The organism is Nonomuraea bangladeshensis, assembly GCF_039529455.1.
Lineage (GTDB): Bacteria > Actinomycetota > Actinomycetes > Streptosporangiales > Streptosporangiaceae > Nonomuraea > Nonomuraea bangladeshensis.
In genome coordinates this window covers 30,877-55,975 of the sequence record NZ_BAAAMV010000002.1, presented here as the reverse complement: position 1 = coordinate 55,975, position 25,099 = coordinate 30,877, and the positions used below count along the sequence as shown (strand labels likewise).

At 73.0% G+C, this 25,099-nt stretch carries 25 protein-coding genes; 15 read left to right on the top strand and 10 right to left on the bottom strand.

The window, feature by feature from the left end; genetic code table 11:
• Positions 1–68 precede the first annotated feature (68 nt).
• The 10 genes from ABD292_RS04325 to ABD292_RS04280 are packed head-to-tail and all read left to right on the top strand — an operon-like array spanning position 69 to position 9,696.
• Entirely contained in the window at positions 69–860 is a 792-nt protein-coding gene (locus tag ABD292_RS04325; RefSeq protein ID WP_371252116.1) for an MlaE family ABC transporter permease, read from the top strand.
• On the top strand, positions 860–1,714 hold the full coding sequence (locus tag ABD292_RS04320; RefSeq protein ID WP_344205385.1) for an ABC transporter permease: 855 nt from the start codon (positions 860–862) through the stop codon (positions 1,712–1,714). Before ABD292_RS04325 ends, ABD292_RS04320 begins: the two co-directional genes overlap by 1 nt.
• A 4-nt stretch (positions 1,715–1,718) precedes the next feature.
• Complete coding sequence (locus tag ABD292_RS04315; RefSeq protein ID WP_344205384.1) at positions 1,719–2,738, top strand: MCE family protein; 1,020 nt, start codon at positions 1,719–1,721, stop codon at positions 2,736–2,738.
• A 1-nt stretch (position 2,739) separates the two neighbouring features.
• Positions 2,740–3,795 (top strand): MCE family protein, encoded by a 1,056-nt coding sequence (locus tag ABD292_RS04310; RefSeq protein WP_344205383.1) that lies wholly within the window; start codon positions 2,740–2,742, stop codon positions 3,793–3,795.
• The gene (locus ABD292_RS04305; protein WP_344205382.1) at positions 3,795–4,832 is read left to right on the top strand and encodes an MlaD family protein; all 1,038 of its coding nucleotides are present in this window, start codon (positions 3,795–3,797) and stop codon (positions 4,830–4,832) included. The genes ABD292_RS04310 and ABD292_RS04305 overlap by 1 nt, the downstream gene beginning before the upstream one ends.
• Positions 4,829–5,842: an MCE family protein gene (locus ABD292_RS04300; RefSeq protein ID WP_344205381.1), complete on the top strand. Its 1,014-nt coding sequence runs from the start codon at positions 4,829–4,831 to the stop codon at positions 5,840–5,842. The genes ABD292_RS04305 and ABD292_RS04300 overlap by 4 nt, the downstream gene beginning before the upstream one ends.
• A complete protein-coding gene (locus tag ABD292_RS04295) occupies positions 5,839–6,855 on the top strand; it encodes an MCE family protein (protein WP_344205379.1) in 1,017 nt (338 codons plus the stop codon). The genes ABD292_RS04300 and ABD292_RS04295 overlap by 4 nt, the downstream gene beginning before the upstream one ends.
• The gene (locus ABD292_RS04290; protein WP_344205377.1) at positions 6,852–8,189 is read left to right on the top strand and encodes an MlaD family protein; all 1,338 of its coding nucleotides are present in this window, start codon (positions 6,852–6,854) and stop codon (positions 8,187–8,189) included. Before ABD292_RS04295 ends, ABD292_RS04290 begins: the two co-directional genes overlap by 4 nt.
• Positions 8,186–9,076: a hypothetical protein gene (locus ABD292_RS04285; protein WP_344205375.1), complete on the top strand. Its 891-nt coding sequence runs from the start codon at positions 8,186–8,188 to the stop codon at positions 9,074–9,076. The genes ABD292_RS04290 and ABD292_RS04285 overlap by 4 nt, the downstream gene beginning before the upstream one ends.
• Before the next feature lie 38 nt (positions 9,077–9,114).
• Positions 9,115–9,696, top strand: a complete 582-nt coding sequence (locus ABD292_RS04280) for a 4'-phosphopantetheinyl transferase family protein (RefSeq protein WP_344205373.1) — start codon at positions 9,115–9,117, stop codon at positions 9,694–9,696.
• Here the strand turns inward: ABD292_RS04280 and ABD292_RS04275 are convergent.
• Entirely contained in the window at positions 9,693–10,637 is a 945-nt protein-coding gene (locus ABD292_RS04275) for a cation diffusion facilitator family transporter (protein WP_344205371.1), read from the bottom strand. The two genes, ABD292_RS04280 and ABD292_RS04275, sit on opposite strands and share 4 nt — an antisense overlap.
• A 33-nt stretch (positions 10,638–10,670) precedes the next feature.
• Between ABD292_RS04275 and ABD292_RS04270 the strand changes: the two genes are divergently transcribed.
• The 3 genes from ABD292_RS04270 (at position 10,671) to ABD292_RS04260 (ending at position 13,446) form a co-directional block, all read left to right on the top strand.
• Positions 10,671–11,129: a MarR family winged helix-turn-helix transcriptional regulator gene (locus ABD292_RS04270; protein WP_344205370.1), complete on the top strand. Its 459-nt coding sequence runs from the start codon at positions 10,671–10,673 to the stop codon at positions 11,127–11,129.
• A gap of 86 nt (positions 11,130–11,215) precedes the next feature.
• Entirely contained in the window at positions 11,216–11,869 is a 654-nt protein-coding gene (locus ABD292_RS04265) for an LppX_LprAFG lipoprotein (protein WP_344205368.1), read from the top strand.
• On the top strand, positions 11,866–13,446 hold the full coding sequence (locus ABD292_RS04260) for an MFS transporter (protein ID WP_344205366.1): 1,581 nt from the start codon (positions 11,866–11,868) through the stop codon (positions 13,444–13,446). The genes ABD292_RS04265 and ABD292_RS04260 overlap by 4 nt, the downstream gene beginning before the upstream one ends.
• A 21-nt stretch (positions 13,447–13,467) precedes the next feature.
• On the opposite strand, the gene aspS is transcribed toward ABD292_RS04260, so the two are convergent.
• The 5 genes from aspS to ABD292_RS04235 form a co-directional block, all read right to left on the bottom strand.
• The gene (gene aspS, locus ABD292_RS04255; protein ID WP_344205364.1) at positions 13,468–14,730 is read right to left on the bottom strand and encodes an aspartate--tRNA(Asn) ligase; all 1,263 of its coding nucleotides are present in this window, start codon (positions 14,728–14,730) and stop codon (positions 13,468–13,470) included.
• Between the two features lie 336 nt (positions 14,731–15,066).
• Positions 15,067–16,458 (bottom strand): ribosome biogenesis GTPase Der, encoded by a 1,392-nt coding sequence (der, locus tag ABD292_RS04250; RefSeq protein ID WP_344205363.1) that lies wholly within the window; start codon positions 16,456–16,458, stop codon positions 15,067–15,069.
• A gap of 42 nt (positions 16,459–16,500) precedes the next feature.
• Positions 16,501–17,157: a (d)CMP kinase gene (gene cmk / locus ABD292_RS04245; protein ID WP_344205362.1), complete on the bottom strand. Its 657-nt coding sequence runs from the start codon at positions 17,155–17,157 to the stop codon at positions 16,501–16,503.
• A gap of 52 nt (positions 17,158–17,209) precedes the next feature.
• Positions 17,210–18,571, bottom strand: coding sequence for a carotenoid oxygenase family protein (locus tag ABD292_RS04240; protein ID WP_344205361.1), 1,362 nt, complete (start codon positions 18,569–18,571; stop codon positions 17,210–17,212).
• On the bottom strand, positions 18,568–19,374 hold the full coding sequence (locus tag ABD292_RS04235) for a TetR/AcrR family transcriptional regulator (protein WP_344205358.1): 807 nt from the start codon (positions 19,372–19,374) through the stop codon (positions 18,568–18,570). The genes ABD292_RS04240 and ABD292_RS04235 overlap by 4 nt, the downstream gene beginning before the upstream one ends.
• 118 nt (positions 19,375–19,492) lie before the next feature.
• On the opposite strand from ABD292_RS04235, the gene ABD292_RS04230 reads away from it, so the two are divergent.
• Together ABD292_RS04230 and ABD292_RS04225 are read left to right on the top strand one after the other, a co-directional pair.
• Positions 19,493–20,338, top strand: a complete 846-nt coding sequence (locus ABD292_RS04230; protein ID WP_344205356.1) for a glycosyltransferase family 2 protein — start codon at positions 19,493–19,495, stop codon at positions 20,336–20,338.
• A 50-nt stretch (positions 20,339–20,388) separates the two neighbouring features.
• Entirely contained in the window at positions 20,389–20,583 is a 195-nt protein-coding gene (locus ABD292_RS04225) for a DUF2795 domain-containing protein (protein WP_344205355.1), read from the top strand.
• Positions 20,584–20,697: 114 nt separating this feature from the next.
• Here the strand turns inward: ABD292_RS04225 and ABD292_RS04220 are convergent, their stop codons facing one another.
• The 4 genes from ABD292_RS04220 to scpB form a co-directional block, all read right to left on the bottom strand.
• Positions 20,698–21,786 carry a prephenate dehydrogenase gene (locus ABD292_RS04220; RefSeq protein WP_344205354.1) on the bottom strand — a complete coding sequence of 363 codons (1,089 nt, stop codon included), beginning with the start codon at positions 21,784–21,786 and terminating at the stop codon, positions 20,698–20,700.
• A gap of 39 nt (positions 21,787–21,825) precedes the next feature.
• Positions 21,826–22,185 (bottom strand): chorismate mutase, encoded by a 360-nt coding sequence (aroH, locus tag ABD292_RS04215; RefSeq protein ID WP_344205353.1) that lies wholly within the window; start codon positions 22,183–22,185, stop codon positions 21,826–21,828.
• 75 nt (positions 22,186–22,260) lie between these two features.
• Positions 22,261–24,321, bottom strand: coding sequence for a pseudouridine synthase (locus ABD292_RS04210; protein WP_344205352.1), 2,061 nt, complete (start codon positions 24,319–24,321; stop codon positions 22,261–22,263).
• A complete protein-coding gene (gene scpB, locus ABD292_RS04205; protein WP_344206429.1) occupies positions 24,318–24,851 on the bottom strand; it encodes an SMC-Scp complex subunit ScpB in 534 nt (177 codons plus the stop codon). The genes ABD292_RS04210 and scpB overlap by 4 nt, the downstream gene beginning before the upstream one ends.
• Between the last annotated feature and the right edge of the window lie 248 nt (positions 24,852–25,099).

The following is a 25,099-nucleotide window of genomic DNA, read 5'->3' as shown; positions in this document are numbered from 1 at the left end:
GAAGCGTCGACTACTGGACAACCCGTCAGTAGGGTGGCTGATCCGTAGGCGGCGGAGGTGGTCAGCGCATGGCCGTGCCCGGATTCGTGGGGCGCAAGGCCCGCTCGATGCTCGGGCAGGTCGGCGATCTGTTCGTCATCGCCCTGGAGGGCCTGCGGCGCAGCTGGGACGTCAAGAGCTGGTGGTGGGAGTTCGTCGACCAGTGCTGGTTCCTCGCCCGCGTCACCAGCGTCCCGGTGCTGCTGGTCTCCCTGCCGCTCGGCGCGACCGTGGCCCTCCAGGTGGGCGAGCTGGCCTGGCAGCTCGGCGCCGGCTCGGCCACCGGGAGCGCGGTGTTCGTCGGCCTCATCCGCGAGGTGGCGCCGCTGGCCAGCGCGCTGCTGATCGCCGGGGCCGGCGGCAGCGCCATGACCTCCGACATCGGCGCCCGGCACATCCGCGACGAGCTGTCGGCCATGGAGGTCATGTCCGTCAACCCGATCCACCGCCTGGTCACGCCGCGCATGTGGGCGGCCAGCACGATCGCGGTGTGCCTGTGCCCGCTGGTCATCCTGGCGGGCGCGAGCGGCGGCTACTTCTTCAACGTGGTGGTGCAGGGCGTCACGCCCGGCGCGTACTTCGACGGGGCGCTGTCCCTGGTGGTCTCCTCCGACCTGTACGTCACGCTGTTCAAGGCGTGGATCTTCGGCTTCATCGCCGCCGCCGTCGCCTGCTACAAGGGCATGACCTGCGCGACCAGCCCGGTCGGCGTGGGGCGGGCGGTCAACCAGGCGACCGTGGTCACGTTCATGCTGGTGTTCGCGTTCAACTACGTGATCTCGGCGGTGTACTTCCTCGCCTATCCCCCGAGGTCCCTGTGATGGTGTCGCGGACCGCGGGTCTGCGGCTCGCCCACCGGGGGCGGGATCTCGCCGAACGGTTCGCCGGGCTGGCGGACTGGCCGCTGTTCGTGGGGAAGGTGCTCTTCTACTGCGTGCGCGACGTCGTCCTGCGGCTGCGTTACGTCAAGGTCGTCATCCGGCAGGTCAGCGACGTCGTGGTGGGGGTCGGGGCGACCGTCATCGGCGGCGGCATGGTGTTCGTGGTGTTCACCATGGCGTTCGTCGTGGGCGCGACCGTCGGCCTGCAGGGCTACCAGGGGCTGCAGGCCATCGGCGCGGAGTCGTTCATGGGGCTGGTCGGCAGCTTCGCGAACGTCCGCGAGATCACCCCCATCATCGCGGCGACGGCGCTCGCGGCGCAGGTCGGCTCGTCGTTCACGGCCGAGCTCGGCGCGATGCGGATCTCGGAGGAGATCGACGCGCTGGAGGTGATGGGCATCAACGCCTTCACCTATCTCATCTGCACCCGCGTGGTGGCGGCGTTGCTGGCGCTCGTGCCGATCTATCTGATCGCGTTGTTCGCCAGCTTCTTCGCCACCCGGCTCATGTGCACGGCGTTGTTCGGGCTCGCGCCCGGCGTCTACGACTACTACTTCTATCTGTACCTGCCGGTCAGCGACATCCTGTTCAGCGTCGCCAAGGTCGGCGTGTTCGCCTTCGCGGTCATCGTGATCCACTGCTACCACGGCTACCACGCCACGGGCGGGCCGGTGGGCGTGGGGGTGGCGGCGGGCCGTGCCATCCGCCAGTCGATCGTCACGATCGTGCTGCTCAACCTGCTGCTGTCGTACCTGTTCTGGGGCGGCGGCGGCAACATACCGCTGACGGGGTGAGCCGGTGGCCCGATTCGAACTTCCCCTCGCCGCCCGGGTGGGCATCGCCTTCGCCGTGCTCGCCGTGCTGGCCGCGACGGGGGTCGTCGTGGTGCGCACGGCCACCGAGGCGGCCGGGACGCGGATCGACGCGGTGTTCGCCCGCGCCGGGCAGGGCCTGGACACCAACTCGCCGGTCAAGATCCGCGGCATCACGGTGGGCGACGTGACCGGCGTCTCCCTCGACGCCAAGGGCCGCGCCGTGGTCACCATGCACGTGCGGCCGGAGGTGCGGGTGCCGGCCTCCGCGTCCGCCTCCGTCGAGCCCAGCTCGGTGTTCGGCCCCAAGTACGTCGCCCTCGTCCCCGGCCCTGACGAGGCCACCGGCCCCTTCCTCGCCTCCGGCGCGGTCATCACGAACACCACGGGACCGCTCGACCTGTCCGACACGCTCGGCGCCGCCTACCGCGGCCTCGACGCGATCGACCCGCGCGAGGTCACCGTCATCGTCCACACCCTGGCCCGCGGCCTGGACGGCGAGGGCGGCAACCTGCGCGAGCTGATCGGCGACGCCGGCACCCTCGTCGGCGTGGCCCACCGCCGGCGCGACCTCGCCCGGCGGTTCCTGCGCGACACCGCCGCGCTCGGCACGGCCCTGTCGGACAAGGGCGACGAGCTGGTCTCGATCTCCTCCGACGTCAACGTCATCACCCCCGACCTGCTGAGACGCGCCGACAAGGTACGCGCCCTGCTGGAGGAGACGACCTCGATCGCCGAGCAGGGCGCGCACGGCCTGTGCGCGCACCGCCAGGACCTGCGGGCCGGGGTGCACTCCGCCGAGCGGGTGGCCGCGCTCATCTACGCCCAGCTCGGCCTGGCCGGCGACGGCGTACGCGGGCTCAACCGGCTGCTCGACCTGCTCAACGAGCTCGTCGAGGCCCCCGGCCCTGGCGGCAGGAACCAGCTCCAGGTGGAGGCGTTCGTGGAGACCGACGTCTGCGAGCTGTTCGTCGGCGCCTGCGGCCCGACCGACGGGAGGCGCTGAGATGGGCGTCTCCGCCGAACGGGCCCGCCGCCGCTGGACGTTCCTGCGCTTCGCGCTGTTCCTCGGGCTGACCGTGACGCTGATCGTGGTGATCGGCGTGCAGATCGCCCGGGTCGGCGGCGGTGGCGGCTACCGCGTCGTGGCCGCGTTCGACGACGTGTCCGGGCTGGCCGAGGGCGACCAGGTGAAGATCGCCGGCGCGCCGGTGGGCCGGGTCGAGGACATCAGGGTCGTGGACGGCCGCGCCGAGGTCACGATGGAGGTGCAGGACGCGGTCAGGGTGCCTGCCGACACCGAGGCGGCGATCCGCTGGCGCAACGCGATCGGCCAGCGCGTGGTCTACCTGCTGCCCGGCACCGCGCCCGGCCGGCTGCCGCCCGGCGGCCGGATCGCGCGCACCTCGTCCGTCGTGGACGTCGGGCAGCTCGTCAGCGATCTCGGCCCGCTGACCCGCAGCCTCGACGCCGACCAGATCAACCAGCTCCTGACCGCCGCCGCGGCCGCGCTCAAGGGCAACGAGCGCAACCTCCCGCGGCTGCTGGACAACGTGGACGCCATCACCACCACGGTCGCCGAACGCCGGCAGACGATCGAGGGCCTGCTCAAGGACTACGCGACCGTCAGCGACGTGGTCGCCCGCCGGGACGTGCAGATCGAGCGGCTCGTCGACAACCTCGTCACGCTGACCGAGGCGTTCGCCGCCAACCGCAAGCTCGTGGACGACTCGCTGGTGGAGCTGTCGGCCACCGTGCACACCGCCGACCAGGTGCTCGGCAGGAACGCCGGGGAGCTGGGCGCGTTCGTGGACAACCTCCAGGGGCTGACCGGCGGCGTCCGGCGGCACGTGGGCCAGATCGACCGGACGGTGAACACCCTGCAGCCGGTGCTCGCGCGGGCGTACTCGACGGTGGACCGGGGCCGCTACTTCGTCACCGCCGTGCCCTGCCTGGCGCTGGGGCCGGCGCCGTGCCCGTACGGGATGCAGACGCCGCCGCCGCTCCGCAACACGCGCGTGCAGAGCGCCGACGACCTGCGCAAGCTGATGGTGGGCCGCTGATGCCGCTCAAATCCTTCCGGGACCGCAACAAGCACGCCGTCGGCCTGGTGTCGATGGTGACGCTCGGCGCGATCCTCGTCGTCACGTTCCTGGTCGGCAACCTGGGGCTGCTGGAGGGCGGATACACCGTCTCGGGCGTGTTCGCCGACTCCGGCGGGCTGCGGACCGGCAACGACGTGCGGGTGGCCGGGGTACGCGTCGGCAAGGTGACCGAGGTGCGCGCCGACTACGCCCGGGGCCAGGTCGTCGTCACCTGGCGGGTGGACGACGGCGTACGGCTCGGCCGCGCCACCCGGGCCGACATCGCCCTGTCGAACCTGCTCGGCGGCCGCTACGTCAAGCTGTCCGGCGCCGTCGCGGCCCCCTACCTGGACCAGCTCCCCGAGGCGCAGCGGCGCATCCCCCTGGACAGGACGGGCGTGCCGACGCTGGTCAACGACGCCATCAACGACGCCACCCGGCTGGTGAAGCGGCTCGACACCGACGCCGTGGACGACCTGCTGAGCGAGCTGAACAAGGTGGACCTGTCCAAGAAGGGCCGGCTGACCCGGCTGCTGCGCAACATCGGCGACCTGTCGGACACGATCAGCAAGAGCGAGCCGCAGCTCCAGCGGCTCCTCGACAACGGCAACAAGATCATGGATGTCCTGGAGAAGAAGGACAAACAGCTCGTCCGGCTCATCGACGCCATCGAGGTCATGCTGCGCGAGCTGCGCAAACGGCGCAACGAGCTGCGCACCTTGCTCGGCGACGGCAGCGACCTCGTGCAGAGCACCACGCGGCTGATCAGCGAGCACGAGCGCGCCCTCGTCCAGGTGCTCGACGACAACGCGGCCATCACGACCCGGCTCAGCGGCAGCAACAAGGAGTTCAACGCGCTCCTCGCGTGGGCGGGCCCGACGTTCACGGGCCTCGCCACGATGGGCGGCCAGGGCCCGTGGCTGGAGGCCATCGCCACGGGCCTCGGTCCCATCAACCCCGAGGTGCTGGCCGCCGTGGCCAAGGACAGGGCGAAGGACAGGAAGGACGACCGGTGAGGCGGCTGGCGGCGGTCCTGACGATGTGGGCGCTGCTGGCGTCCGGGTGCTCGGTGCTGGGGGCGCAGCCGTACCGGCTGACGGCGGTCTTCAGCGCCGCGCCCGCCCTGTACGAGCAGGCGCGGGTCAAGGTCATGGGCCTCGACGCCGGCTACGTCGAGAGCATCCGCGTCGACGGCGACCGGGTGCGCGTGAGCCTGCTGGTGGACCGGGAGGTGCCGCTGCCGGCCGACGTCCGCGCCGTGGTCGCGCCGCAGAACACCCTGGGCGAGCGGAACGTCGTGCTCCACCCGCCGTGGCGGCCCGGCGACCGGCGGATCGCGGCCGGTGCCACGATCCCGCTGGAGCGCACCGAGCTGCCGGTGGAGATCGACGACGCGCTCGACGCGTTCACCAAGCTGACCGACGCGCTCGACTCCGACAAGCTGGGCGAGACGGCGGGCGACCTGGCCCGCAGCGTACGGGGCCGCGGCAAGACGATCAACAACGCGATCGCCGACACCGCCGAGCTGACCGGCACCCTCGCCAAGCAGGACCAGCAGCTCGTCGACCTGGCCAAGGGCCTCAACAAGATCGCCACCACGCTCAACGAACGCGAGAGCCAGGTGACGGGCGCCATCGACTCCTTCTCCGAGGCCAGTGCCATCCTCGCGGAGGAGCGGCGGCGGCTGCGCGGCTTCATCGCCGGCATGGCCGACTTCGTCCGGCGCGGCGACGTGCTCATCGAGCAGTACTCCACCCGGCTGCCGCAGGCCGCGGGGACGCTGGCCGAGCTGGTCCTGACGATGCGGGCCAACAGCGAGTCCGTCGCGCGGGCGGTCAAGGGCGCGGCCGACTTCGCCGACGTGCTCGTCGACTCCTGGGACAGGAAACACCACGTGCTGAAGATCCGGGTCGTGCTCAGCGCGCTCACCAGGGCCTGGCTGCAGCCGCTGTTCGACGCGCTGAAGCTCGGCCCGGTGCCGTGCCTGCCCGGCGGGCTCAGCAACTGCCCGAGGAGGCGGCGATGAGGGCACGCCTGCCGGCCGCGCTGCTCGCGCTGCTCATGACCGCGTCCTGCGCGCTGCCGACGCCGGGCGCCACGACGGGCGAGCTGACGCTGCACGCCGTCTTCGACGACGTGCAGAGCCTGGTGACCGGGCACAGCGTGCAGATCGCCGACGTACGGGTCGGCACCGTCACCGGCATCCGGCTCCAGGGCTACCGGGCCAGGGTCACCATGTCGGTCCAGGCCGCGCACCGGGTGCCGCAGGGCAGCACCGCCACCGTCGCGAAGACGTCCGTGCTGGGCGAGAACTACGTGCTGCTCACCCCGCCGCCGGGCAAGGATCTGACCACCGGGCCGTACCTCGCCGACGGCGCCACCATCGCCGAGACCTCCGTCGAGCCGGACATCGAGCAGGTCACCGCCAGGGCCGGGCCGCTCATCGAGGCGCTCGGCGCGCAGGACGTCAACGCCATACTCGACGCCGCCTCGACCGCGTTCGCCGGGCAGGGCGACCAGGTCAACCGGCTCATCAGGCAGACCGCCGAGGTCACCGACGCCTACGCGGCCGCCCGCGCCGACCTCGCCACCACCATCGACGCGCTGGCCCGGCTGGGCGACGACCTGGCCGAGGGCAGCGCCGAGCTGGACCGGCTGCCCGGCACGCTCGCCGCGGCCACCTCCCGGCTCGCGCACGGCCGCCGGCACATCAAGACGACCGTGATCGCCCTGACGAAGCTGGCCAGGGAGGCCAACCTCACCGTCTACCCGCGCCACGCGGCCCGGCTGCGTACGCTGCTGCGCGAGCTCGAAGCCGTCTCGTCGTCGATGCAGCGCGGCAAGGAGGACCTCAAGAGGCTGGTGAACGAGCTCCAGGAGTTCATCGACGCGCCGCCGATCGTGGTCAACGGGCAGATGCTCACCTACCTCTGGCTGAAGGGCCTGCTGCTGCCCGCCCCCGCCCCCTCCTCCCCCGGCGACCCGCCCGCGGCCGACGGGCGCGGGGACTTCCGCCTGCTGCTGGAGCCGCCGCGATGAGGCACCGCATCCACCTGAACCTCGGCTTCTTCGTGCTGCTCGGGATCGTCATGACGGTCTGGGCGTTCAGCACCGTCATCCGGCTGGACGTCATCGAGCGGCCGTACCGGGTGTCGGCCGAGTTCGTCTCCTCCCCCGGGCTGGTACGCGGGTTCGACGTGGCGTACCTGGGGGTGCGGGTCGGCAGGATCGGCGACGTGCGGCTCGCGCCCGGCCGGATCGTCGTCGGGCTCGACCTCGACCGCGACGTACGGCTGCCGAAGGGCGTGACGGCCGAGGTGCGGCGCAAGTCGGCGGTCGGGGAGCCGTACGTGGAGCTGTCGCCGCCGGCGACCGGCGTGCGCGGGCCGGTCCTCGCGGCCGGGGACACGATCCCGCTGACGAAGACGGCGGTGCCGCTCGACTACAAGCGCCTGTTCGAGGGCGTCGGCAAGCTGCTGAACGCCGTACCGCCCCGCGACGCCAGGACCATCACCCACGAGCTGGCCGTCGCGCTCGACGGGCGGGCGCCCGCGATCCGGAACATCATCGAGGACGCCCACCAGCTCACCGGGACGCTGGCCGACAACGCCGACGCGCTCGACGAGCTGGCGGTGCAGCTCACCCGGCTCACGCACACCCTGGCCGGGCGGAAGGACGCCCTCGCCTCCGGGATCGGCGACCTCAGCGCGGTGACGGCCGCGCTGCGGGCCTCGCGCACCGACCTGAACGCCTTCCTCGACCAGGGGCCGGGGGTGTTCGCGCAGCTCGACGCGGCCGTCAAGCGGTCACGGCCGGGGTTCTCCTGCCTGCTGACCGGGCTGGGGCTGCCGCACCGGCCCGCCTTCTCGGCCGCGACCGAACGCAACGCCCACCACCTGCTCGCCATCGTGCCGACGGCGCTCAGCCTGGCCGACGACATCAGCGAACGGCAGGGCGGCACCGTGTACGGGAAGGCGACGTTCATCTTCAGCGTGCCGGGCGGGCCGACCCCGGCCGAGGAGTACGCGGGGCCGCTCGGGCCGCCGCCGGTGCCCCGGGCGCGCGCCTGCCCGAAGCGGGCGGTCGCCGCCGACGTCCGCCACACCGGCGCCCCGGCCTCCTCCGACCCCGACCCCGACACCGCGTCGCCGCCCGACCCTCCTTCTCCTGAACCGTCTCCCGAACCGTCGGACCAGGACGAGCTCGACCCCGGAACGCCCTCCCCCAGCGGGGCCGCCGCCCCGTCGTCCCGTACCCCGACGAACATCGTCCCGCTGATCGCCGCGATCTTCCTCGCCGTGGTGGCGAGTGGTGGCATCGTGGGCTGGACCGCGGCGGGCCGGGCGGCCCGCCGCCGTGAGGAGTCCGATTGACCCCCGAACAACACCTCGCCCCCACCCCCCACACCGCCTCCTCCCCGGAGGAGACACCCCCTCCCCAGGAGAGGCCCTCCCCACCAGAGCCCGAGGCGCCACCCGCCCCGCCCTCCCCCGAGTCCGAGGCGCCACCCGCCCCGCCCTCCCCCGAGTCCGAGGCGCCACCCGCCCCGCCCTCCCCCGAGTCCGAGGCGACGCCCGCCCCACCTTCCCCCGAGTCCGAGGCGCCACCCGCCCCGCCCTCCCCCGAGTCCGAGGCGACGCCCGCTCCCTCTTCCCCCCAAGGGACGCCCGCCGGTGACGACGGGAAGCGGCGCCGGATCGTCCGCGCCAAGCTGGCCGGCGCGGTGGCCGCCATGCTGGTGGTGGCGCTCGCCGCCACCGCCGGCCTCCAGTGGTACGCCGCCGCCCGCGCCGACGAGGCCCGCACCGCGCTGGAGGCCGAGCGGGCGCTGCGCCTGGAAGTGTCCGGCGCGGCGAGCGCGTTCAGCACGTCCTTGCTGAGCTACGACTACCGCGACCTCCAGTCCACCCGCTCCACCCTGAGCGCCCAGGCGACGGGCGACTTCCTCACCACCTACGACACCGCGTTCGGCGGCGCGATGGCGCAGGTCATCGTCAAGCTGAAGGCCGTCGCCCAGGCCACGGTCCGCGAGGTCTACCTGGCCGACGTGGACGAGGCCACGGCGCACGCGATCGTCGTCGTCGATCAGCAGGTGAACACCTCGGAAGCGATCCGCTCGGTGAAGGATTCGCACCTTAAGATCGCTCTTGTGAAGGAGAAGGGCGTCTGGAAGGTCCGCGACGTCACCGTGCTCGGCGCCGCCTCGGATGACCAGTACGCACTCGACGACGGCAAGAACGACGACAAGAAGAAGGACTGACGATCGGCCCTCTGGCGATGGGCGGCCACCCCGGTGAGGTGCGCGCGCCCGAACACTGGCTCACCGAGGTGGAGCGCGAACGCGCCGCGCGGTTCCGTTTCGAGGCGGACCGTGACACGTTCGTCGCCGCCCACCTGCTCGTCCGGCTCTGCGCGGCGGCCGCGCTCGACGCCGACCCGGCCGCGCTGACGCTGCTGCAGATTTGCGACGTGCACGGCCCCGGCCACGGCAGACCGTACGTCGAGCAGGCCCCCGAGCTGGGCGTGAGCCTCAGCCACACCCGCGGGTACGTCTGCGCCGCGGCCGGTCCCGGCAAGGTCGGCGTGGACGCCGAGCGGGTGCCGCCGGGCCCGCTGGACGAGGCGCTGGCCGAACGCGTGCTCACCCCGCGCGAGCGGGCCGAGGTCACGGGCAACGACGAGCTGATGCGGCGCTGGACCCGTAAGGAGGCGCTGATCAAACGGGGCGAGCTGTCGCTCGACCAGCTGGACCAGCTCGACAGCGGCGGCGACGACCTGGACGGCCGCCACCTGCTGGAGTGGACGGCCGGCCCGGACCTCAGGGTGGCGGTCGTGACGGACCTCCCGGCCCGCCGCGTGCCGATCCCGCACGTGAGCTAGCCGGAGGGGCGGCGGGTCGGGGTGGGGTCGAGGAAGACCAGCCTGACGACGGGGAACTCCCGGCGCAGCCGCCGGTCCACCTCGTCGCAGGCGATCTCGACGCCGGCCGCGCTGGCCTCGTCCCTGAAGTCGATCTTGGCGGCGACCAGCACGTCGCCGGGGCCGATCATCATGGTGAGCAGCTCGACGACGTCCTCGACCTCCGGCTGGGCCAGGAGCACCGCGCGGATCCCGGTCTCCACGGAGGGCGGCGCGGCCTGCCCGATGAGCAGCGACAGGTTGGCCCTGATCAGGGTGAGCGCGGCCAGCAGCAGGAGCAGGCCGATGGCGACGGAGGCCAGGCCGTCCCACAGGGCCGACCCGGTGAGCTGGGAGCCGAGCAGCCCGCCGCCCGCGATCACCAGCCCGGCCAGCGCGGCCGCGTCCTCGAACACCACGGCCTTGAGCGCCGTGTCGGAGGTGATCCGCACCAGCCGCACCGGATGGAGCTGGTAGCGGGCCGCCTCGGCACGCAGCTGCCCGTACGCCTTGGCGAACGACAGGGACTCGATGACGAAGGAGACGGCCAGCACGATGTAGGACGGGAGGAGGTTGCCGAGCTCCTCGCCGCGGCTGATCACGTGCACGCCGTGCGTGACGGAGAAGCCGGCGCCGCCGACGAGCGTGGCCACCGCCGCAAACATCGCCCAGACGAACCCGGCCTTGCCGTACCCGAACGGACGACGCCGGTCGGCGGGCCGGCCCGAGCGGCGGATCGCGACCAGCAGCAGGATCTCGGTGGCGGTGTCGGCGGCCGAGTGCGCGGCCTCCGACAGCATGGCCGCCGAGCCGCTGAACAGCCCGGCGATCAGCTTGGCCAGCGCGATGGCCAGGTTCGCGGCCCCGGCCACGAGCACCGTGCCGAGGCTCTCCGCCCCCTTCTCCGCCGGCCTCTCCCCCATGCCGTTCACTCTACGTACGCTAATCTTGAGATCATGAGCGCCCCTCGCTGGCTGTCATCCGCCGAACAGCGTGCCTGGCGCACGCACCTGGCGCTGCACAAGCTGCTCATGCACCGGCTCGACCGCGAGCTGCAGGAGCACGCCCTGTCGCTCAACGACTACGAGATCCTGGTCAACCTGTCGGAGAGCCAGGGCCGCCGGATGCGCATGAGCGACCTGGCCGACGCCACCATCCAGTCCCGCAGCCGCCTGTCGCACCAGATCTCCCGCATGGAGGCCAAGGGCCTGGTCAAGCGGGAGGACTGCCGTGACGACCGGCGGGGCACGTTCGCGGTGCTGACGGACGAGGGCTGGGAGACCATCCAGCGGGTGGCGCCGTTCCATGTGGCGAGCGTGCGCGAGCACTTCGTGGACCGACTCACCGACGAGCAGCTCGAAGCGATCGAGGCGGCGTACGCGCCGCTCGTGGAGCAGCTGAAGAAGCTGCGCTGACCGCGCCCGCGCCTGGTCGCGGGCCGACATCCAACCGATATCCGCGACCGCGCGCGGCCTCCGCCACCGGTCGCTACGATCCGCTCATGCTCAGAAGACTTCTGATCGTGGCGGTTCTCGCGCTCGCGTCGGCCTGCTCGTCGGGTGGCGGCGGCGGCGAGGCCGAGCTGCCCGCCGGCCCCGACCTGATGAAGAAGGCCGCCGAGGCCATGACGACGGTCAAGTCGGCCGCCTTCTCCATCGCCACCGAAGGCAAGCCGGAGGTGCCGCTGCAGAAGGCGGACGGCAGGCTCACCGCCGGCGGTGACGCCGACGGCACGCTCACGATCTCCATCCTGGGCAACCTCCAGGAGGTCACCTTCGCCCTCGTCGGCGACACGGTGCACTTCAAGGGCCCGACGGGCGGCTTCCAGAAGATGACCAGGCAGCAGCTCGCGCAGTTCTACGACCCGTCGGTGATCCTGGAGCCGACGAAGGGCATCGCGAAGATGCTGTCCTCGGCGACGAACCCGCAGGTCGAGGGCGTCGAGGGCGGCGCCTACCGGGTGGCGACGACGTTCCCCGCCCAGGTGGTCAAGGACATCGTGCCGGGGGTCACGCAGGATGTGAACGGCAAGGTCTGGATCGACCAGGCCACCAGCAGGCTCAGCAAGGCGAGCCTGCCGTTGCCCGGCGGCACCGTGACGGTGTCGTTCAGCGACTACGACGCGCCGGTCACGATCACGCCGCCCGCCGGATGATGGCCGTCGCCCGCCGGGTCGCGCTCGGCGCGGGGGGCGCGGTGGTGCTGCTGGCCGCGCTCGACGCGTACGTGGTGGTGACCGTCCTCATCGAGATCGCCAGGGACGTCGGCGTGCCGCTCAACCACCTGGAGCGGGCCACGCCGATCGTCACCGGGTTCCTGCTCGGCTACATCGCGGCGATGCCGCTGCTCGGGCAGCTCTCCGACCGTTACGGGCGGCGGCCGCTGATCCACGCCTGCCTGGCGGTGTTCGCGCTCGGGTCGGTGCTGACGGCGCTGGCGGCCGGCGAGACGATGGTCGTGGCCGGGCGCACCGTGCAGGGCATCGCGGGCGGGGCGCTGCTGCCGATCACGATGGCGCTCATCGGTGACCTGTGGGAGGAGCGGGAGCGGCCGGTCGCGCTCGGCGCGGTCGGCGCGGCGCAGGAGCTGGGCTCGGCGCTCGGCCCCCTCTACGGCGGGCTGCTGGCGCAGATCCCGGCGTTCGCGGTGGCGGGCGTGGAGCTGGGCGGCTGGCACGCCATCTTCTGGGTCAACGTGCCGCTGGCGGCGCTCGCGGCCGTGGCGGTCCACTTCACCGTCCCCGGCCGGCCCGCCCGTCCCGTGGAAGGCCCAGTGGAGGGCCCAGTGGAAGGCCCAGTGGAGGGCGCGGCCCGGCGCGTGGACGCGGTGGGCGGCGCGCTGCTGGCCCTCGCCCTGGCCCTGCTCGTCATCGGCCTGTACAACCCCGACCCGGCCGAGGCGTTCCTGCCGCCCTGGGGAGCGCCGCTGATCGCGGCGGGCGCGGTGGCGGCCGGGGTCTTCGTCTGGTGGGAGATCCGCTCCCCCGTCCGCATCCTCGACCTGTCCGGCGTCCCCAAGGGGCCGCTGCTGGCGACGCTGGGCGTGAGTTTTCTCGCGGGGGCGGCGCTGCTGGTCACGATGGTGTTCGTGCCGTTCACCGCGCAGACGCTGCTCGACCGGGACGAGCTGGGCGCGGCGTTCGTCCTGGCCCGGTTCCTGATCGCGCTGACCGTCGGCGCGCTGCTCGGCGGGGTGCTCTCCCGCCGGCTGGGCGAGCGCGTGGTCGCGGTGGCCGGCATGGTGGTCGCCGCGGCCGGCTACGGGCTGATGAGCCGCTGGCCGCTGCGGCTGGCCGAGGCGGGCCTGGCCGTGGACGCCGCCCTGGTGGTGGCCGGGCTGGGCCTCGGCGTGGTGATCGCCCCGGTGTCGTCGGCGGTGCTGCGCGCCAGCCGGGCCGACCAGCACGGGGTGGCCTCGGCGGCGGTCGTGGTGGCCAGGATGATGGGCATGCTGGTCGGCATCGCGGCGGTGTCGGCGTGGGGGTTCCACCGGTTCCAGTCGCTCACGGCCGACCTGGACACCCCGCTCCCGTTCGGCGTGGACGCCGCGACCTACCAGCGGCAGCTCGCCGAGTACACCGGCCAGGTGCAGGCGGCGCTGCACGTGGAGTACACCGAGATGTTCCTCGTGACGGCGTTCGTCTGCCTGACGGGCGCGGCGGCCGCCTTCCTCATGCCGCGCCGCCTCCCCGGGCGGGTCCCCGCGCCGGCCCCGGCAGCGGAGACCCGCTGACCGGGGCCGGGGCGCCGCCGGTCAGGGAGACAGGCGGTGGAGGTCGCGGGGGAACGCGGTGGTCTCGCGGATGTTGGCCGCGCCCGTCAGGCGGGCCGTCCAGCGTTCCAGGCCCAGCGCGAACCCGCCGTGCGGCGGCATGCCGTACCTGAACGCCTGCAGATACCCCTCGTACGGCTCCACCGGCTCCCCGCGGGCGGCCAGCGCCGCCGTGTAGTCCTCGTACCGGTGCAGCCGCTGCCCGCCCGTCACCAGCTCCAGCCCCCGGAACAGCAGGTCGAAGCCGTTGGAGTAGGCGGGCCTGGCGGGGTCGGGGTGGGTGTAGAACGGCCGCTTTGTCATGGGGTAGCCGGTGACGAACAGGAACTCCGACCCGTGCTCCCGCAGCGCCCACTCCGACAGCCACCGCTCCTGCGCCGGGTCCAGGTCCGGCTCGCCGGAGGAGGTGAGCCGCTGCGCCTCCGTGAAGTGCACGGCCGGGATCTCGGCGGGCACGTCGGGCAGCGTCAGGCCGAGCAGCTCGACGGCCGGCGCGGCGCGGTCGCGCACCGACGCCAGCATGCCCGCCACGGCCTCGCGGAGCACGGCCATGACGTCCCGGTGGTCGGCCACGAAGCCCAGCTCGGCGTCCAGGCTGGTGTACTGGGCCAGGTGCCGCGCGGTGTCGTGCGGCTCGGCGCGGAAGACCGGCCCGACCTCGTAGACCCGCTCGAACACCCCCACCATCGTCTGCTTGTAGAACTGCGGCGACTGGGCCAGGTAGGCGCGCCGCCCGAAGTAGTCGATGCCGAAGATGTTCGCCCCGGACTCGGTGGCCGAGGCGACGATCTTCGGGGTGTGGATCTCGGTGAAGCCGAGCCGGTCGAGCGTCTCGCGGAACCCGGCCACGCTCGCGGCCGAGATCTCCAGCGGCGCCCGCAGCCGGGGGTGGCGGAGCGCGACCGGCGCGTGGTCGAGCACGGTCGGCAGCGCGGCGGGCACCACCGGCCGGTAGAGGTCGAACGGAGGCGGCGCGCCCGGCTCTGCCAGCACTTCGATCTCCGGCTCGGTCAGCTCGACGCCGCCGGGCGCCTGCGGCCGGGCGGTCACGGTGCCGGTGACCCGGACCACGCTCTCCTCCCCCGGCAGGCCGCTCCCGGTGACCACCTGGGCCAGGCCGGCGCGGTCGCGTACCACGAGGAAGGACACGGATTTCAGGTGCCGGCGGCGATGGACCCAGCCGGCGATCGTCACTCGTCGTCCGGTGTGCTCGGCGAGCTCAGCGGACAGAATACGAGAGATCATCACAGCTCCTCTGCAGGATGTGCGTGATCCCTTGGGAGTGCGGGGGAGAAGGGAGCTCCCGGTGCCACCGCACTTTCGCCGCCCCGCCGGAGCGGCGCGGCCTCGAAGAGGACCCGATGACGGGGGTCAGGCCGGCGGGGCATTTCCTCCCCGCACTCAGGAGTGTCTTCGCCGCGGGGCTCGGGACCGCCTTCACAGCTTCCGGCGGCTCTCTGGACCCGAGCGGGGCCGCGGCTACTCGGCTCCCTCAACGTGTTGCCGATCACTCTACGGCCGGGTGGGCCTCCGGGGCAAAAACGGGCGGGCGCTCCCGGTCTCCGGAAGCGCCCGCGCCCGTCACTTGTCCTTCTTGGGACGCTTTTCCCTGATCTTCATGGTGACCTCGATGGGCGAGCCCGCGAAGCCGAACTCCTCGCGGATGCGCCGCTCGATGAAGCGCCGGTAGGTGTCCTCCAGCCAGCCGGAGGTGAACAGCACGAACTTCGGCGGCTCGGTCGACGCCTGCGTGGCGAAGAGGATCTTCGGCTGCTTGCCGCCCCGCACGGGCGGCGGCGTCTGCTGCACCAGCTCGGTCAGGAACGCGTTGAGCCGTGCCGTCGGCACCCGCGTGGACCACGAGTCGAGCGCCTTCTCCAGCGCCGGGACCAGCCGGTCGACGTGCCGCCCGGTCTTGGCGGAGATGTTGACCCGCAGCGCCCACGGAGTGCGGACGAGCTGCCGGTCGATCTCCTTCTCCAGGTAGTAGCGGCGGTCCTCGTCGACGAGGTCCCACTTGTTGAAGGCGACCACCATGGCCCGGCCCGACTCGATGACCAGACCGATGATGCGCAGGTCCTGCTCGGTGAGCGGCTCGCTGGCGTCGATCAGCACGATCGCCACCTCCGAGCGCTCCAGGGCCGCGCGCGTGCGCATGGCGGCGTAGAAGTCGGCGCCCTGCAGCTCGCGGTCGCGCCTGCGGATGCCGGCGGTGTCGATGAAGCGCCAGGTGCGCCCGCCCAGCTCGACCAGCTCGTCCACCGGGTCGCGGGTGGTGCCCGCCATCGGGTCGACCAGCACCCGCTCCTCGCCGGCGAGCTTGTTGAGCAGCGAGGACTTGCCCACGTTGGGCTTGCCGAGCAGCGCGATCCTGGCCGGGCCGCGCTGGGTCTCGAACGTGACGCGCGGCGTGTCGGGCAGCGCGTCGAGCACCACGTCGAGCAGGTCGCCGCTGGAGCGGCCGTGCAGGGCCGAGACGGGGTAGGGCTCGCCGAGGCCGAGCGCCCACAGCGCGGCGGCCTCGAGTTCGAGCTGCTGGTTGTCGACCTTGTTGGCGGCCAGCACGACCGGCTTGCCGGACTGGCGCAGCACGGCGCCCACGATCTCGTCGGCGTCGGTCGCGCCCACGGTGGCGTCCACCACGAACACGATCACGTCGGCCAGCTCGACGGCGACCTGCGCCTGCTCGGCGATGCGCAGGTTCATGCCGGTGGCGTCGGGGTCCCAGCCGCCGGTGTCGACGACGGTGAAGCGGCGGCCACGCCAGTTGGCCTCGTAGGTGACGCGGTCACGGGTCACGCCCGGCACGTCCTCGACGACCGCCTCGCGGCGGCCGATGATGCGGTTTACCAGCGTGGACTTGCCGACGTTCGGGCGTCCTACGATGGCGACGACGGGCAGCGGAGCGCTGTCGCCGTGCTCGGTGATCTCAAGGTCGTCGAGCTCTGCCTCGACCCAGTCCCCCGTTGACACGATATTTCGTCCTTTGTGTGAGTACCGCGCCTGACATGGTCATCAGGCGCGCTCCTTGACCAGCCTCAACACCTCCGCGATCACCTCGTCGAGGCTGAGCGCGGTGGTGTCGAGCTCGACGGCGCCATCCGCCATCGAGAGTGGGTCGGTCTTCCTCGTCGAGTCCAGGGTGTCACGCCTGGCCATGGCCTCCTGCTGCGCCTCGACGGTGGTGCCCGCCAGCTCGGCGGAGCGCCTGCGGGCACGCGCCTCCGCGCTCGCCGTCAGGTAGATCTTGACGGGGGCGTCGGGGCAGACGACGGAGCCGATGTCGCGGCCCTCGACGACGATGCCGCCGGCGCCGATGGCCTCCCGCTGGAGTGCGACCAGCCGCGCCCGCACCTCGGGGACGGCGGCCACGACGGAGACCGCGCCGGTCACCTCGGCCTCCCTGATCGGCCCGCCGACGTCGACGCCGTCGACGTGGATGGCGGGCGCGTCGGGGTCGGTGGCGCAGACGATGCCCGGCTCGCCGCTGCGGGCCGCGATCGCGGCCGGATCGGCGAGGTCGACGCCCTGCTGGAGCATCCACCAGGTCATCGCGCGGTACATGGCTCCGGTGTCGAGGTAGCGCAGGCCCAGCGCGCGGGCGACCCCGCGCGACACGCTCGACTTGCCCGACCCCGAAGGTCCGTCCATGGCGACGACCAGACCGGTCACGGCCTCTCCCTCTTGACGTGTGTCTCGACCTGAAGAGGCTACCGCGTCCGGCTCAGTCGGCGATCCAGCTCCCGTGGAAGCCGAGCGGGACGCGGGCGGGAAGGTGCACGGTGGCGACCGGCTCGCCGGTGAAGTCGCGGGCCGAGACGATCACGAGGTCGGCCGCTCCCCTGTCCGGGTCGTTGACGAGCGTCATCACGTAGCCGTCGTCCTCGGCCTCGCCCTCGGGGACGAAGACCGGCTCGCCGACGTACGCCCCCCGCCCGAACTGCCGGGCCTCCTGCGTGCCGCGGACCAGGTCGTGCTTGATGAGGGTGTTGTCGAACGCCTCGTCCGGCAGGTCCTCCAGCCCCGTGTCGTGCGGGCTGACGATGTCGTTCAGCTCGCGGGCGGCGGCGGTGTAGCCGTAGCGGTGGGGCAGGCCGGTGCGCCGCTCGTCGATGCGCGGGAACTCCTGCGAGCGGTCGTCCAGCCGGGTCTGGGAGACCTTGCCGGAGGCCGGGTCCACGCGCCAGCGGTCGAGGGTGGGCGCGCCGCCGGCGTCGAGCCTGGCGTCCACGAACCTCTTGGGGTAGCGGATCACGTCCACCACCACCTCGTCGCCGTCGTCGTAGGCGTTGACCGTGTGGAAGACCCAGCACGGCTCCACGTCGAACCAGCGCGTCTCGCCGCCCGCGCGGGGCAGCAGCCCGATGCGGGCGCCGTGGGCCTCGTTCCAGGCGTACGGCAGCGGCGTGCCCTTCTGGGCGTGCTCCATGCTGAACGTGACCGGCAGGTCGTAGAGGACGACGTAGCGCTCGGTGAGGGCGAAGTCGTGCAGCATCGGCGCGTCGGCGATCGGGATGTCGCGCACCTGCCGCACCGTGCCGTCGGGGCCGAGGACGAGGTGCTGGTGGTGGTCCCAGCCGAAGAAGTACGCCACCGCGTGCAGCTCGCCGGTGACCGGGTCGGCGTGGGTGTGGGCGGCGAACCCGCCCGGCAGGCCGCCGCCGAAGTCGCAGCTGCCGATCGTCTCCAGCTCGTAGCTCAGCTCGTACGGCAGCGCGCCCGCCTCCACGGTCGCGAACGTGCGCCCGGCCAGCCCGATGACGTGCGTGTTGGGCGCGAAGTCCATGCCCGCGTGCACGGGTCCGGGCCGGACCGGCTCGCCGAGCCTGCGGGCGACGTCGGCGCTGCGTACCCAGCGGTTGCGGTACCACTCGGCGCGGCCGTCGCGCAGCCGCACCCCGTGCACCATGCCCTCGCCGAGGAACAGGTGGGAGGCGTGCGGGTCGTCGAGGCTGAGCGGGTTGGGGCCGTTGCGCAGGAAACGGCCGTTGAACACGGCCGGGATGCGGCCGGTCACCTCCAGGTCGAAGGCGGTGATCTCCTCGGTCACGGGTGCGAAGCCGTCCCTGAACGGGGTGGTGGTCATGACGCGGTCCTCTCTACGGACTCCTCGTACGGCAGTTCGCGAAACTCGCCGCCCGGCTCGTCGTCGGGCAGGTCGGGCGGCAGCAGGAAGGGGGCGAGCACGGCGGCGTACAGGGCGCGGTAGCGCCGGGCGGCCTCGGGCGCCGCGAAGAAACCGGTGATCTCCAGGCTGACGGCTCCGTGGACGGCCATCCAGAGCAGGTCGGCGATCTCCCTGGCGGTGCCGCCGCGCAGCAGCCCGTGCTCCAGGCACGCCCGTACGGCGTGGACGAGCAGCTCGAACGAGCGCCGCGCGGCCGCCACCGCCTCGGGCCCCGGGCTGAACCCGGGCACCGCGCCCTGGAACATGACCCGGTAGTAGTCGGGCTCGGCGAGCGCGTAGTCGCGGTAGGCGTCAAGCCCGGCCCGCAGCTCGGCCAAGGGATCGGCCGGCGGTTCGGAGAGGGGGCCGTCGACGGCGATCCTCTTGCCGTGCTCGTCCCCTTTGCCGTGCTCGCCCCTCTTGTCGTGCTCGTCCTCGGGCGCGGCGTGCAGCCGCCGCTCCCCTCGCGCGCTCTTCGGCGCGGCGCGCAGCCGGCGCTCGAACCGGGCGAACCCCTCCAGCCACAGGGCCTCGACCAGCCCGTCCTTGCCGCCGAACAGCGTGTAGATGACCTTCGTGGAGCAGCCGGCCTCGCCCGCGATGCGCCGGACGGTGAGCGCGCCCGGCCCTTCGGTGACGAGCAGGTGCGTGGCGGTGTCGAGGATCGCCGTCCGGACGACGTCCTGCCCTTCTCGCTGTGCCTGCTGGTACGCGGTCGCCATGCTCGGTAACGCCGTTTCTTCTCGGTAACGTTGTTACCGTCCTTTGTACGCCCTCCTCCCCCGGTTCATCAACCGCCATTTAGTGACTAAGGGGGTTTCGGCAGGTAAGTGCTCTGATGTGAGCGAAGCCCGGGTCACGGTCGTGGTGGCCAGCAAGGACAGGCTGCGAGCGCTGGCCCGCTCGCTCCCCCGGCACCCGCGTCCGGTGATCCTCGTCGACAACGGCTCCACCGACGGGACGGTGGGCTTCGTCCGCAAGCACTTCCCCGACGTACAGGTGGTCGAGGCGGGCGAGAACCTGGGGGCGCCCGCCCGCAACGTCGGCGTACGCCTCGCGGAGACGCCCTACGTGGCCTTCGCCGACGACGACTCCTGGTGGGCGCCGGGAGCGCTGGGACGGGCGGCCGACGTGCTGGACGCCCACCCCCGGCTGGCCGTCCTGGGGGCGCGCGTGCTCGTGGGCCCCGAGGAGCGGCTGGACCCGGTGTCGGAGCGGATGGCGCACTCGCCGCTCGGCGCCGAGCCTGACCTGCCGGGGCCGAGCGTGCTGGGCTTCCTGGCGTGCGGCGCCGTGGTGCGGCGGGAGGCGTTCCTGGAGGCGGGCGGGTTCGACGACGTGATCTTCTTCTTCGGCGAGGAGGAACGGCTGGCGGTGGACCTGGCGGCGCGCGGATGGGGCCTGGCGTACGTGGACGACGTCGTGGCCCACCACCACCCGTCACCGTCCAGGGACCCCCGGGGACGGCAGGTGCTGGCCGCGCGCAACTCCGTGCTCACGGCGGTGCTGCGCCGCCCGTGGACGGTGGTGGCCCGCCGGTTCCTCGCCGCGCTGCGCCGGGGGCCGGCGGGCTGGGAGGGGCTGCGCAGGGCCGTACCCCGCCTGCCGCGGGCCCTGGCCGCCCGCCGCGCCCTCCCTCCATCCGTCGAACGCGACCGCCGCCTGCTGGAACGCGCCGGCGGCTGACTTCGGGGCACCCGCTGTTACCTCCCGCGTACGACGGGCAGCAGGCCGACATGAGTACAGCACCGAACCCGATCCAGCTCCAGAAGCACCTGAGCGGCGTGGACTACCCCGCCAGCAAGGACGACCTGGTCCGGGCCGCCCGTGACCACGGCGCGGACGACGACATCGTCAAGGCTCTGGAGGACATGCCGGACCGCGAGTACGACGGCCCCAACGCCGTCAGCCAGGCGGTCACCAAGAAGTGACCGAGCGGTGACCAGCGTGCGCGGTGGGCCGCCGACACCCGCCGCGCACCCCGCCGCGCACCCCACCGCGCACCCCACCGCGCACCCCACCGGGGCACCGCGGCGCCGGCGGGGTCAGGGAAGCTGCCAGCCCCGGTCGCGCAGCGCCTCGACGAGCGGGACCGCGGCGTCGGGCTGCACGGACAGCTCGGCGATGCCCAGCGGCAACCCGGGCGCGTGCTCCAGCCGGACGTCCTCGACGTTGACCCCGACCTCGTCGCACACCTGGAACAACCGGGCGAGCTGCCCGGGACGGTCGCCGATGACCACCTGGACCACCGCGTACGCCGAGGCGGGCCCGCCGTGCTTGCCCGGGATGCGGTCGTGCCCGACGACACCCCGCTTGAGCAGCTGGGTGATGTCCTGCATGGCGGTGCCGTCGCCGTCGGCCAGGGCGCGCAGCGCGCCCGCGGCCTCGGTGAGGTCCCGCGCGACGGCCTCCAGCACCTCGGCGACCGGGGCCGCGTTGCCGGACAGGATGCCGAGCCACAGGCCGGGGTCGCTGCCGGCGATCCTGGTGACGTCCCTGACGCCCTGCCCTGCCAGGCCGAGCGCGACGTCGGTGGTGTCGGCCAGGCGCGCGGCCACGGCCGAGGCGGTGACGTGCGGCGCGTGGGAGACGACGGCCACGGCGCGGTCGTGCTCGACCGCACCGACCTCGACCGGGTTGGCCCCGCACAGCTCGACCAGCCGCAGCACGGCGGCCTTCGCCTCGGGATCGGCCTCACCGGTGGGGCACAGCGCCCACGGACGGCCCAGGAACAGGTCCTCGCGGGCGGCACCCGGACCGCTCCGCTCCCGGCCCGCGAGCGGGTGCGAGGCGACGTACGACGTCAGGTCGCAGCCGAGCTGCCGGGCCCGGTCGATGGGCTCGGCCTTGACGCTGGCCACGTCGGTGTAGAAGCGCGCGGCGTCGTGCCGCTGCAGCTCCAGCAGCTCGCCGGCCACGAACGCCGGGGGCACCGCGATCACCGCCAGGTCCACGCCCTCCTCGGGCGGGGCCTCCGGCGTCCATTCCTCGCCCGCGCCGAGCTCGCGCGCCAGCCGTACGGCGCCGGGGTCGCGGTCAGCGAGCAGGACCCGCACGCCGTGCCTGCGCAGCGCCAGCGCGGTGCTGGTGCCGATGAGACCGGTGCCGACGACGAGCACGGTGCGTAGTTCCATCTGGATGTCCTGGTGTGTCGGGCCGCCCCTGATCGGGGCCTATTGGGCGATGTCCTGGCGGAGCGCCACGGCCCCCCGCAGGTAGACGTGGTGGATCTCCGAACGTGGGCGATCGGTCTCGATGTGGGCCATGAGCCGTACGACGCGGGGCAAAGCGCCCGGCACGTCGATCTCGGTGCAGCAGATCAGCGGGACCTCGTGGAAGCCCAGCTTGCGCGCCGCGAGCGCGGGGAACTCCGCCGTCAGGTCGGGCGTGGCCGTGAACAGCACACTGATCACGTCGTCCGTGGTCAGCCGGTTGCGCTCCATGAGGACGCTGACCAGCTCGGTCGTGCCCTCGATGATCGAGTCACGATCGTTCGCGTCCACCTGGATCGCCCCGCGGACCGCCCGCACCATGTGGTTCGTCCCCTTCTGACAAGCGGGAGAGCCCGTGCGGAACAAAGCACGCACGGGCTCCTGCGTTCGGACAGATTACAGCTTCACGGCCGCGTACAGCTCGCCGACCTCTTTCAGGGTCAGCGCGCGGATGGTGCCGGGCTTGGTACGGCCCAGCTTCACCGGGCCGAACTCGATCCTGGCCAGGTCGATGACCCGGTGCCCGGCCTCCTCCAGCATGCGCCTGACGACGTGCTTGCGCCCCTCGTGCAGGACGACCTCGACCAGCGCCTGCTGGGCGTGCTCCTGCACGATGGCGAAGCTGTCGGCCCTGACGAGACCGTCCTCCAGCTCGATGCCCTGCTTGAGCCGGCGCCCGAGGTCCCTCGGGATCGGGCCAGGCACCTTCGCCCAGTACTTCTTCTGCACGCCGTAGCTGGGGTGGGTGAGCCGGTTGGCCAGCTCGCCGTCGTTGGTGAGCAGCAGCAGGCCCTCGGTCTCGGTGTCGAGCCGGCCCACGTGGAACAGCCTCGGCGCCAGCTCCTGGACGTAGTCGGCCAGGCACGGGCGGCCCTGCGGGTCCTCCATGGTGGACACGACGCCGATGGGCTTGTTGAGCGCGTAGTAGACCAGGTCGGGGGCCGTCGGGATGCGCTTGCCGTCCACGTGGATGACCTGCTTGGCGGGGTCGACCTTGGCGCCGAAGCGGCGTACGACCTGGCCGTTCACCGTGACGCGGCCCTCGCCGATCATCTCCTCGCACGCCCTGCGGCTGGCCACGCCCGCCTGCGCGAGCACCTTCTGCAGCCGGACGCCGTCCGGGACCTCGGTGGTGTCGCGCTCGTCGGTGTAGCCCTCGGGGAACAGGTCGCGGTCGCGGATGGGCTGACGGGCCGCCTTGATACGGGCCTGCTGGGGGCTGCCGGGACCCTTGCGGTCACCGGACGCGCCTCCTCCCGGCCCGCCGGCCCTGCCGGCCTTGCCGATGGTCTGGACGTCGTCACGCCTGCCGCCACGGGCGGTCGCCCGTACGACGCCCCGGGGGGCGTCGTCACGCCGGCCGTAGCGGGAACGGGTCGATCCCGCCTCGCGGGGCGCGCCCTGCTCGGAGCGTCCCCCGCTCCGGTCGGAACGGAAACCACCCCGGTCGTCCCGGCGCTCACCACGGTCGGACCGGTAACCACCCCGGTCCTCACGCCCGCCGAACCCGTCGGTACGGCCACCGGACCGCTCGACGCGGCCCTCGGAACGGCCGCCGAACCGGTCGGTGCGGCCTTCAGAACGGCCGCCGAAGCGGTCGGAACGCCCCTCAGGGCGGCCGCCGAAGCGGTCGGCGCGGCCCTCAGGGCGGCCGCCGAAGCGGTCGGAACGGCTCTCGGAACGGTTGCCGAAGCGGTCGGCGCGGCTGTCGGAGCGGTCGCCGAAGCGATCCGTGCGGCGCTCGGGACGGTCGAAGGAGCGGTCGGTGCGGCGCTCGGGGCGGTCGGCGCGGTAGCCGCCGCGGTTCCCGTCACGGTCGCGGTCCCAGGTCCGGCTGCCGGCCCGGTCACCGCCCCGGTCAGCGGTCCGGTCACTGGGCCTGCCGCTGGACCGGTCGCGGTCCCAGCCGCGGTCGCGATCGCCTCGGGGGCCGCCGAAGCCTTCGCCGCGCGGGCGCTCGGCGCGCGGGCTGCGACCGTACCTGTCGGAGCGGTCGTCGCGGGAGAATCCGCCGTCGCGGTCGCCGCGGGCGGGCCGGTCGTCGCGGTCGCCTCGCGACCAGGAGCCGCGCTCCCGGTCGCCGCCGCGGTCGCCACCGGCGTAACGGTCATCCCGGCGGTTGCGGTCGTCTCGGGGGTAGCGGCCCTCGCTCGCGCCGTCACGTCCGCCGTACCGGGCGCGGGAACCCCCGCGGTCGGCGCGGAGGGAGTCGCGCGAAGGCCGGTTGTCACTCACGGAGTCGCGGCCGTAGCCGCGGTCGTCACGGTCACCGCCGTAGGAGCGGTCACGGTCGCCGGACGACCTGCCACGGTCGCCGGACGGCCGGCCGCCGTATCCGCGGTCGTCGCGCTCCGCGCGGAAGGCGGGACGCCCGCCACGGCCGGCACTACGGTCCGAGCCGCCGGTGCGTCCACGACCGCGTCCATCACCGGACGGGGTGCTTCGCCTGTTGATCACTTTGTTGTCTCCTCGAGGTTCTCCACGTCGTCGGGGAGGAAGGGGGCGAGCTCGGGGAGCTCGCTCAGGTCCCGCAGTCCCAGACGTTCAAGGAAGTATGAGCTTGTCCGGTAGAGCACTGCCTGGCTCTCCGGGTCGGTGCCGGCCTCCTCGACCAGCCCCCTGGCGACGAGCGTCCGCATGACGCCGTCGCTGTTGACGCCGCGTACGGCGGCGACACGGGCGCGGCTCACCGGTTGCCGGTAGGCCACGACCGCGAGGGTTTCCAGCGCGGCCTGGGTCAGCCGCGACTGCTGGCCGTCGCGGACGAACCGCTCGACCAGCGCGGCGCAGTCGGCGCGCGTGTAGAACCGCCAGCCGCCTGCGACCTCTCTCAGAGCAAAACCCCGCCCGGAGGCGGTGTATTCCGCCGAGAGCCCGCGCAGCGCGGCGGCGACCTCGTGGGTGGGGCGCTCCAGCACCTGCGCCAGGGTCACCTCGGCGACGGGCTCATCGACCACCAGCAGGATAGCCTCCAGAGCCGCCTGCAACGTCGGCCCTTCCGCCTTCTCCCGCTCCTCCTGCTGGTCACCGGCCTCGAACTCCCCCGCGCCTGGGGCGGCGACGCCCCCAGGGCGGGGCGAAGGCGCGGGGGCTGGGGACGGCTCCGCTCGCAGGGGCTCTCGCACTTCTTCGGCCACGGGCGTCGCGGCGGTGAGGTGCGTCCCGTCCGCTGATGCCGGGCCGGCGTGAGGAGCCGGTGCAGGGGGTGCGGTGACCGGGGGCTGCGGCATCTCGG

Coding starts and splice junctions, on each gene's coding strand:
- ABD292_RS04325 (WP_371252116.1), top strand. CDS start 69: ATGGCCGTGCCCGGATTCGTGGGGCGCAAGGCCCGCTCGATGCTCGGG.
- ABD292_RS04320 (WP_344205385.1), top strand. CDS start 860: ATGGTGTCGCGGACCGCGGGTCTGCGGCTCGCCCACCGGGGGCGGGAT.
- ABD292_RS04310 (WP_344205383.1), top strand. CDS start 2,740: ATGGGCGTCTCCGCCGAACGGGCCCGCCGCCGCTGGACGTTCCTGCGC.
- ABD292_RS04305 (WP_344205382.1), top strand. CDS start 3,795: ATGCCGCTCAAATCCTTCCGGGACCGCAACAAGCACGCCGTCGGCCTG.
- ABD292_RS04295 (WP_344205379.1), top strand. CDS start 5,839: ATGAGGGCACGCCTGCCGGCCGCGCTGCTCGCGCTGCTCATGACCGCG.
- ABD292_RS04290 (WP_344205377.1), top strand. CDS start 6,852: ATGAGGCACCGCATCCACCTGAACCTCGGCTTCTTCGTGCTGCTCGGG.
- ABD292_RS04275 (WP_344205371.1), bottom strand. CDS start 10,637: ATGGGGGAGAGGCCGGCGGAGAAGGGGGCGGAGAGCCTCGGCACGGTG.
- ABD292_RS04270 (WP_344205370.1), top strand. CDS start 10,671: ATGAGCGCCCCTCGCTGGCTGTCATCCGCCGAACAGCGTGCCTGGCGC.
- ABD292_RS04265 (WP_344205368.1), top strand. CDS start 11,216: ATGCTCAGAAGACTTCTGATCGTGGCGGTTCTCGCGCTCGCGTCGGCC.
- ABD292_RS04260 (WP_344205366.1), top strand. CDS start 11,866: ATGATGGCCGTCGCCCGCCGGGTCGCGCTCGGCGCGGGGGGCGCGGTG.
- aspS (WP_344205364.1), bottom strand. CDS start 14,730: ATGATCTCTCGTATTCTGTCCGCTGAGCTCGCCGAGCACACCGGACGA.
- ABD292_RS04240 (WP_344205361.1), bottom strand. CDS start 18,571: ATGACCACCACCCCGTTCAGGGACGGCTTCGCACCCGTGACCGAGGAG.
- ABD292_RS04235 (WP_344205358.1), bottom strand. CDS start 19,374: ATGGCGACCGCGTACCAGCAGGCACAGCGAGAAGGGCAGGACGTCGTC.
- ABD292_RS04225 (WP_344205355.1), top strand. CDS start 20,389: ATGAGTACAGCACCGAACCCGATCCAGCTCCAGAAGCACCTGAGCGGC.
- ABD292_RS04220 (WP_344205354.1), bottom strand. CDS start 21,786: ATGGAACTACGCACCGTGCTCGTCGTCGGCACCGGTCTCATCGGCACC.
- aroH (WP_344205353.1), bottom strand. CDS start 22,185: ATGGTGCGGGCGGTCCGCGGGGCGATCCAGGTGGACGCGAACGATCGT.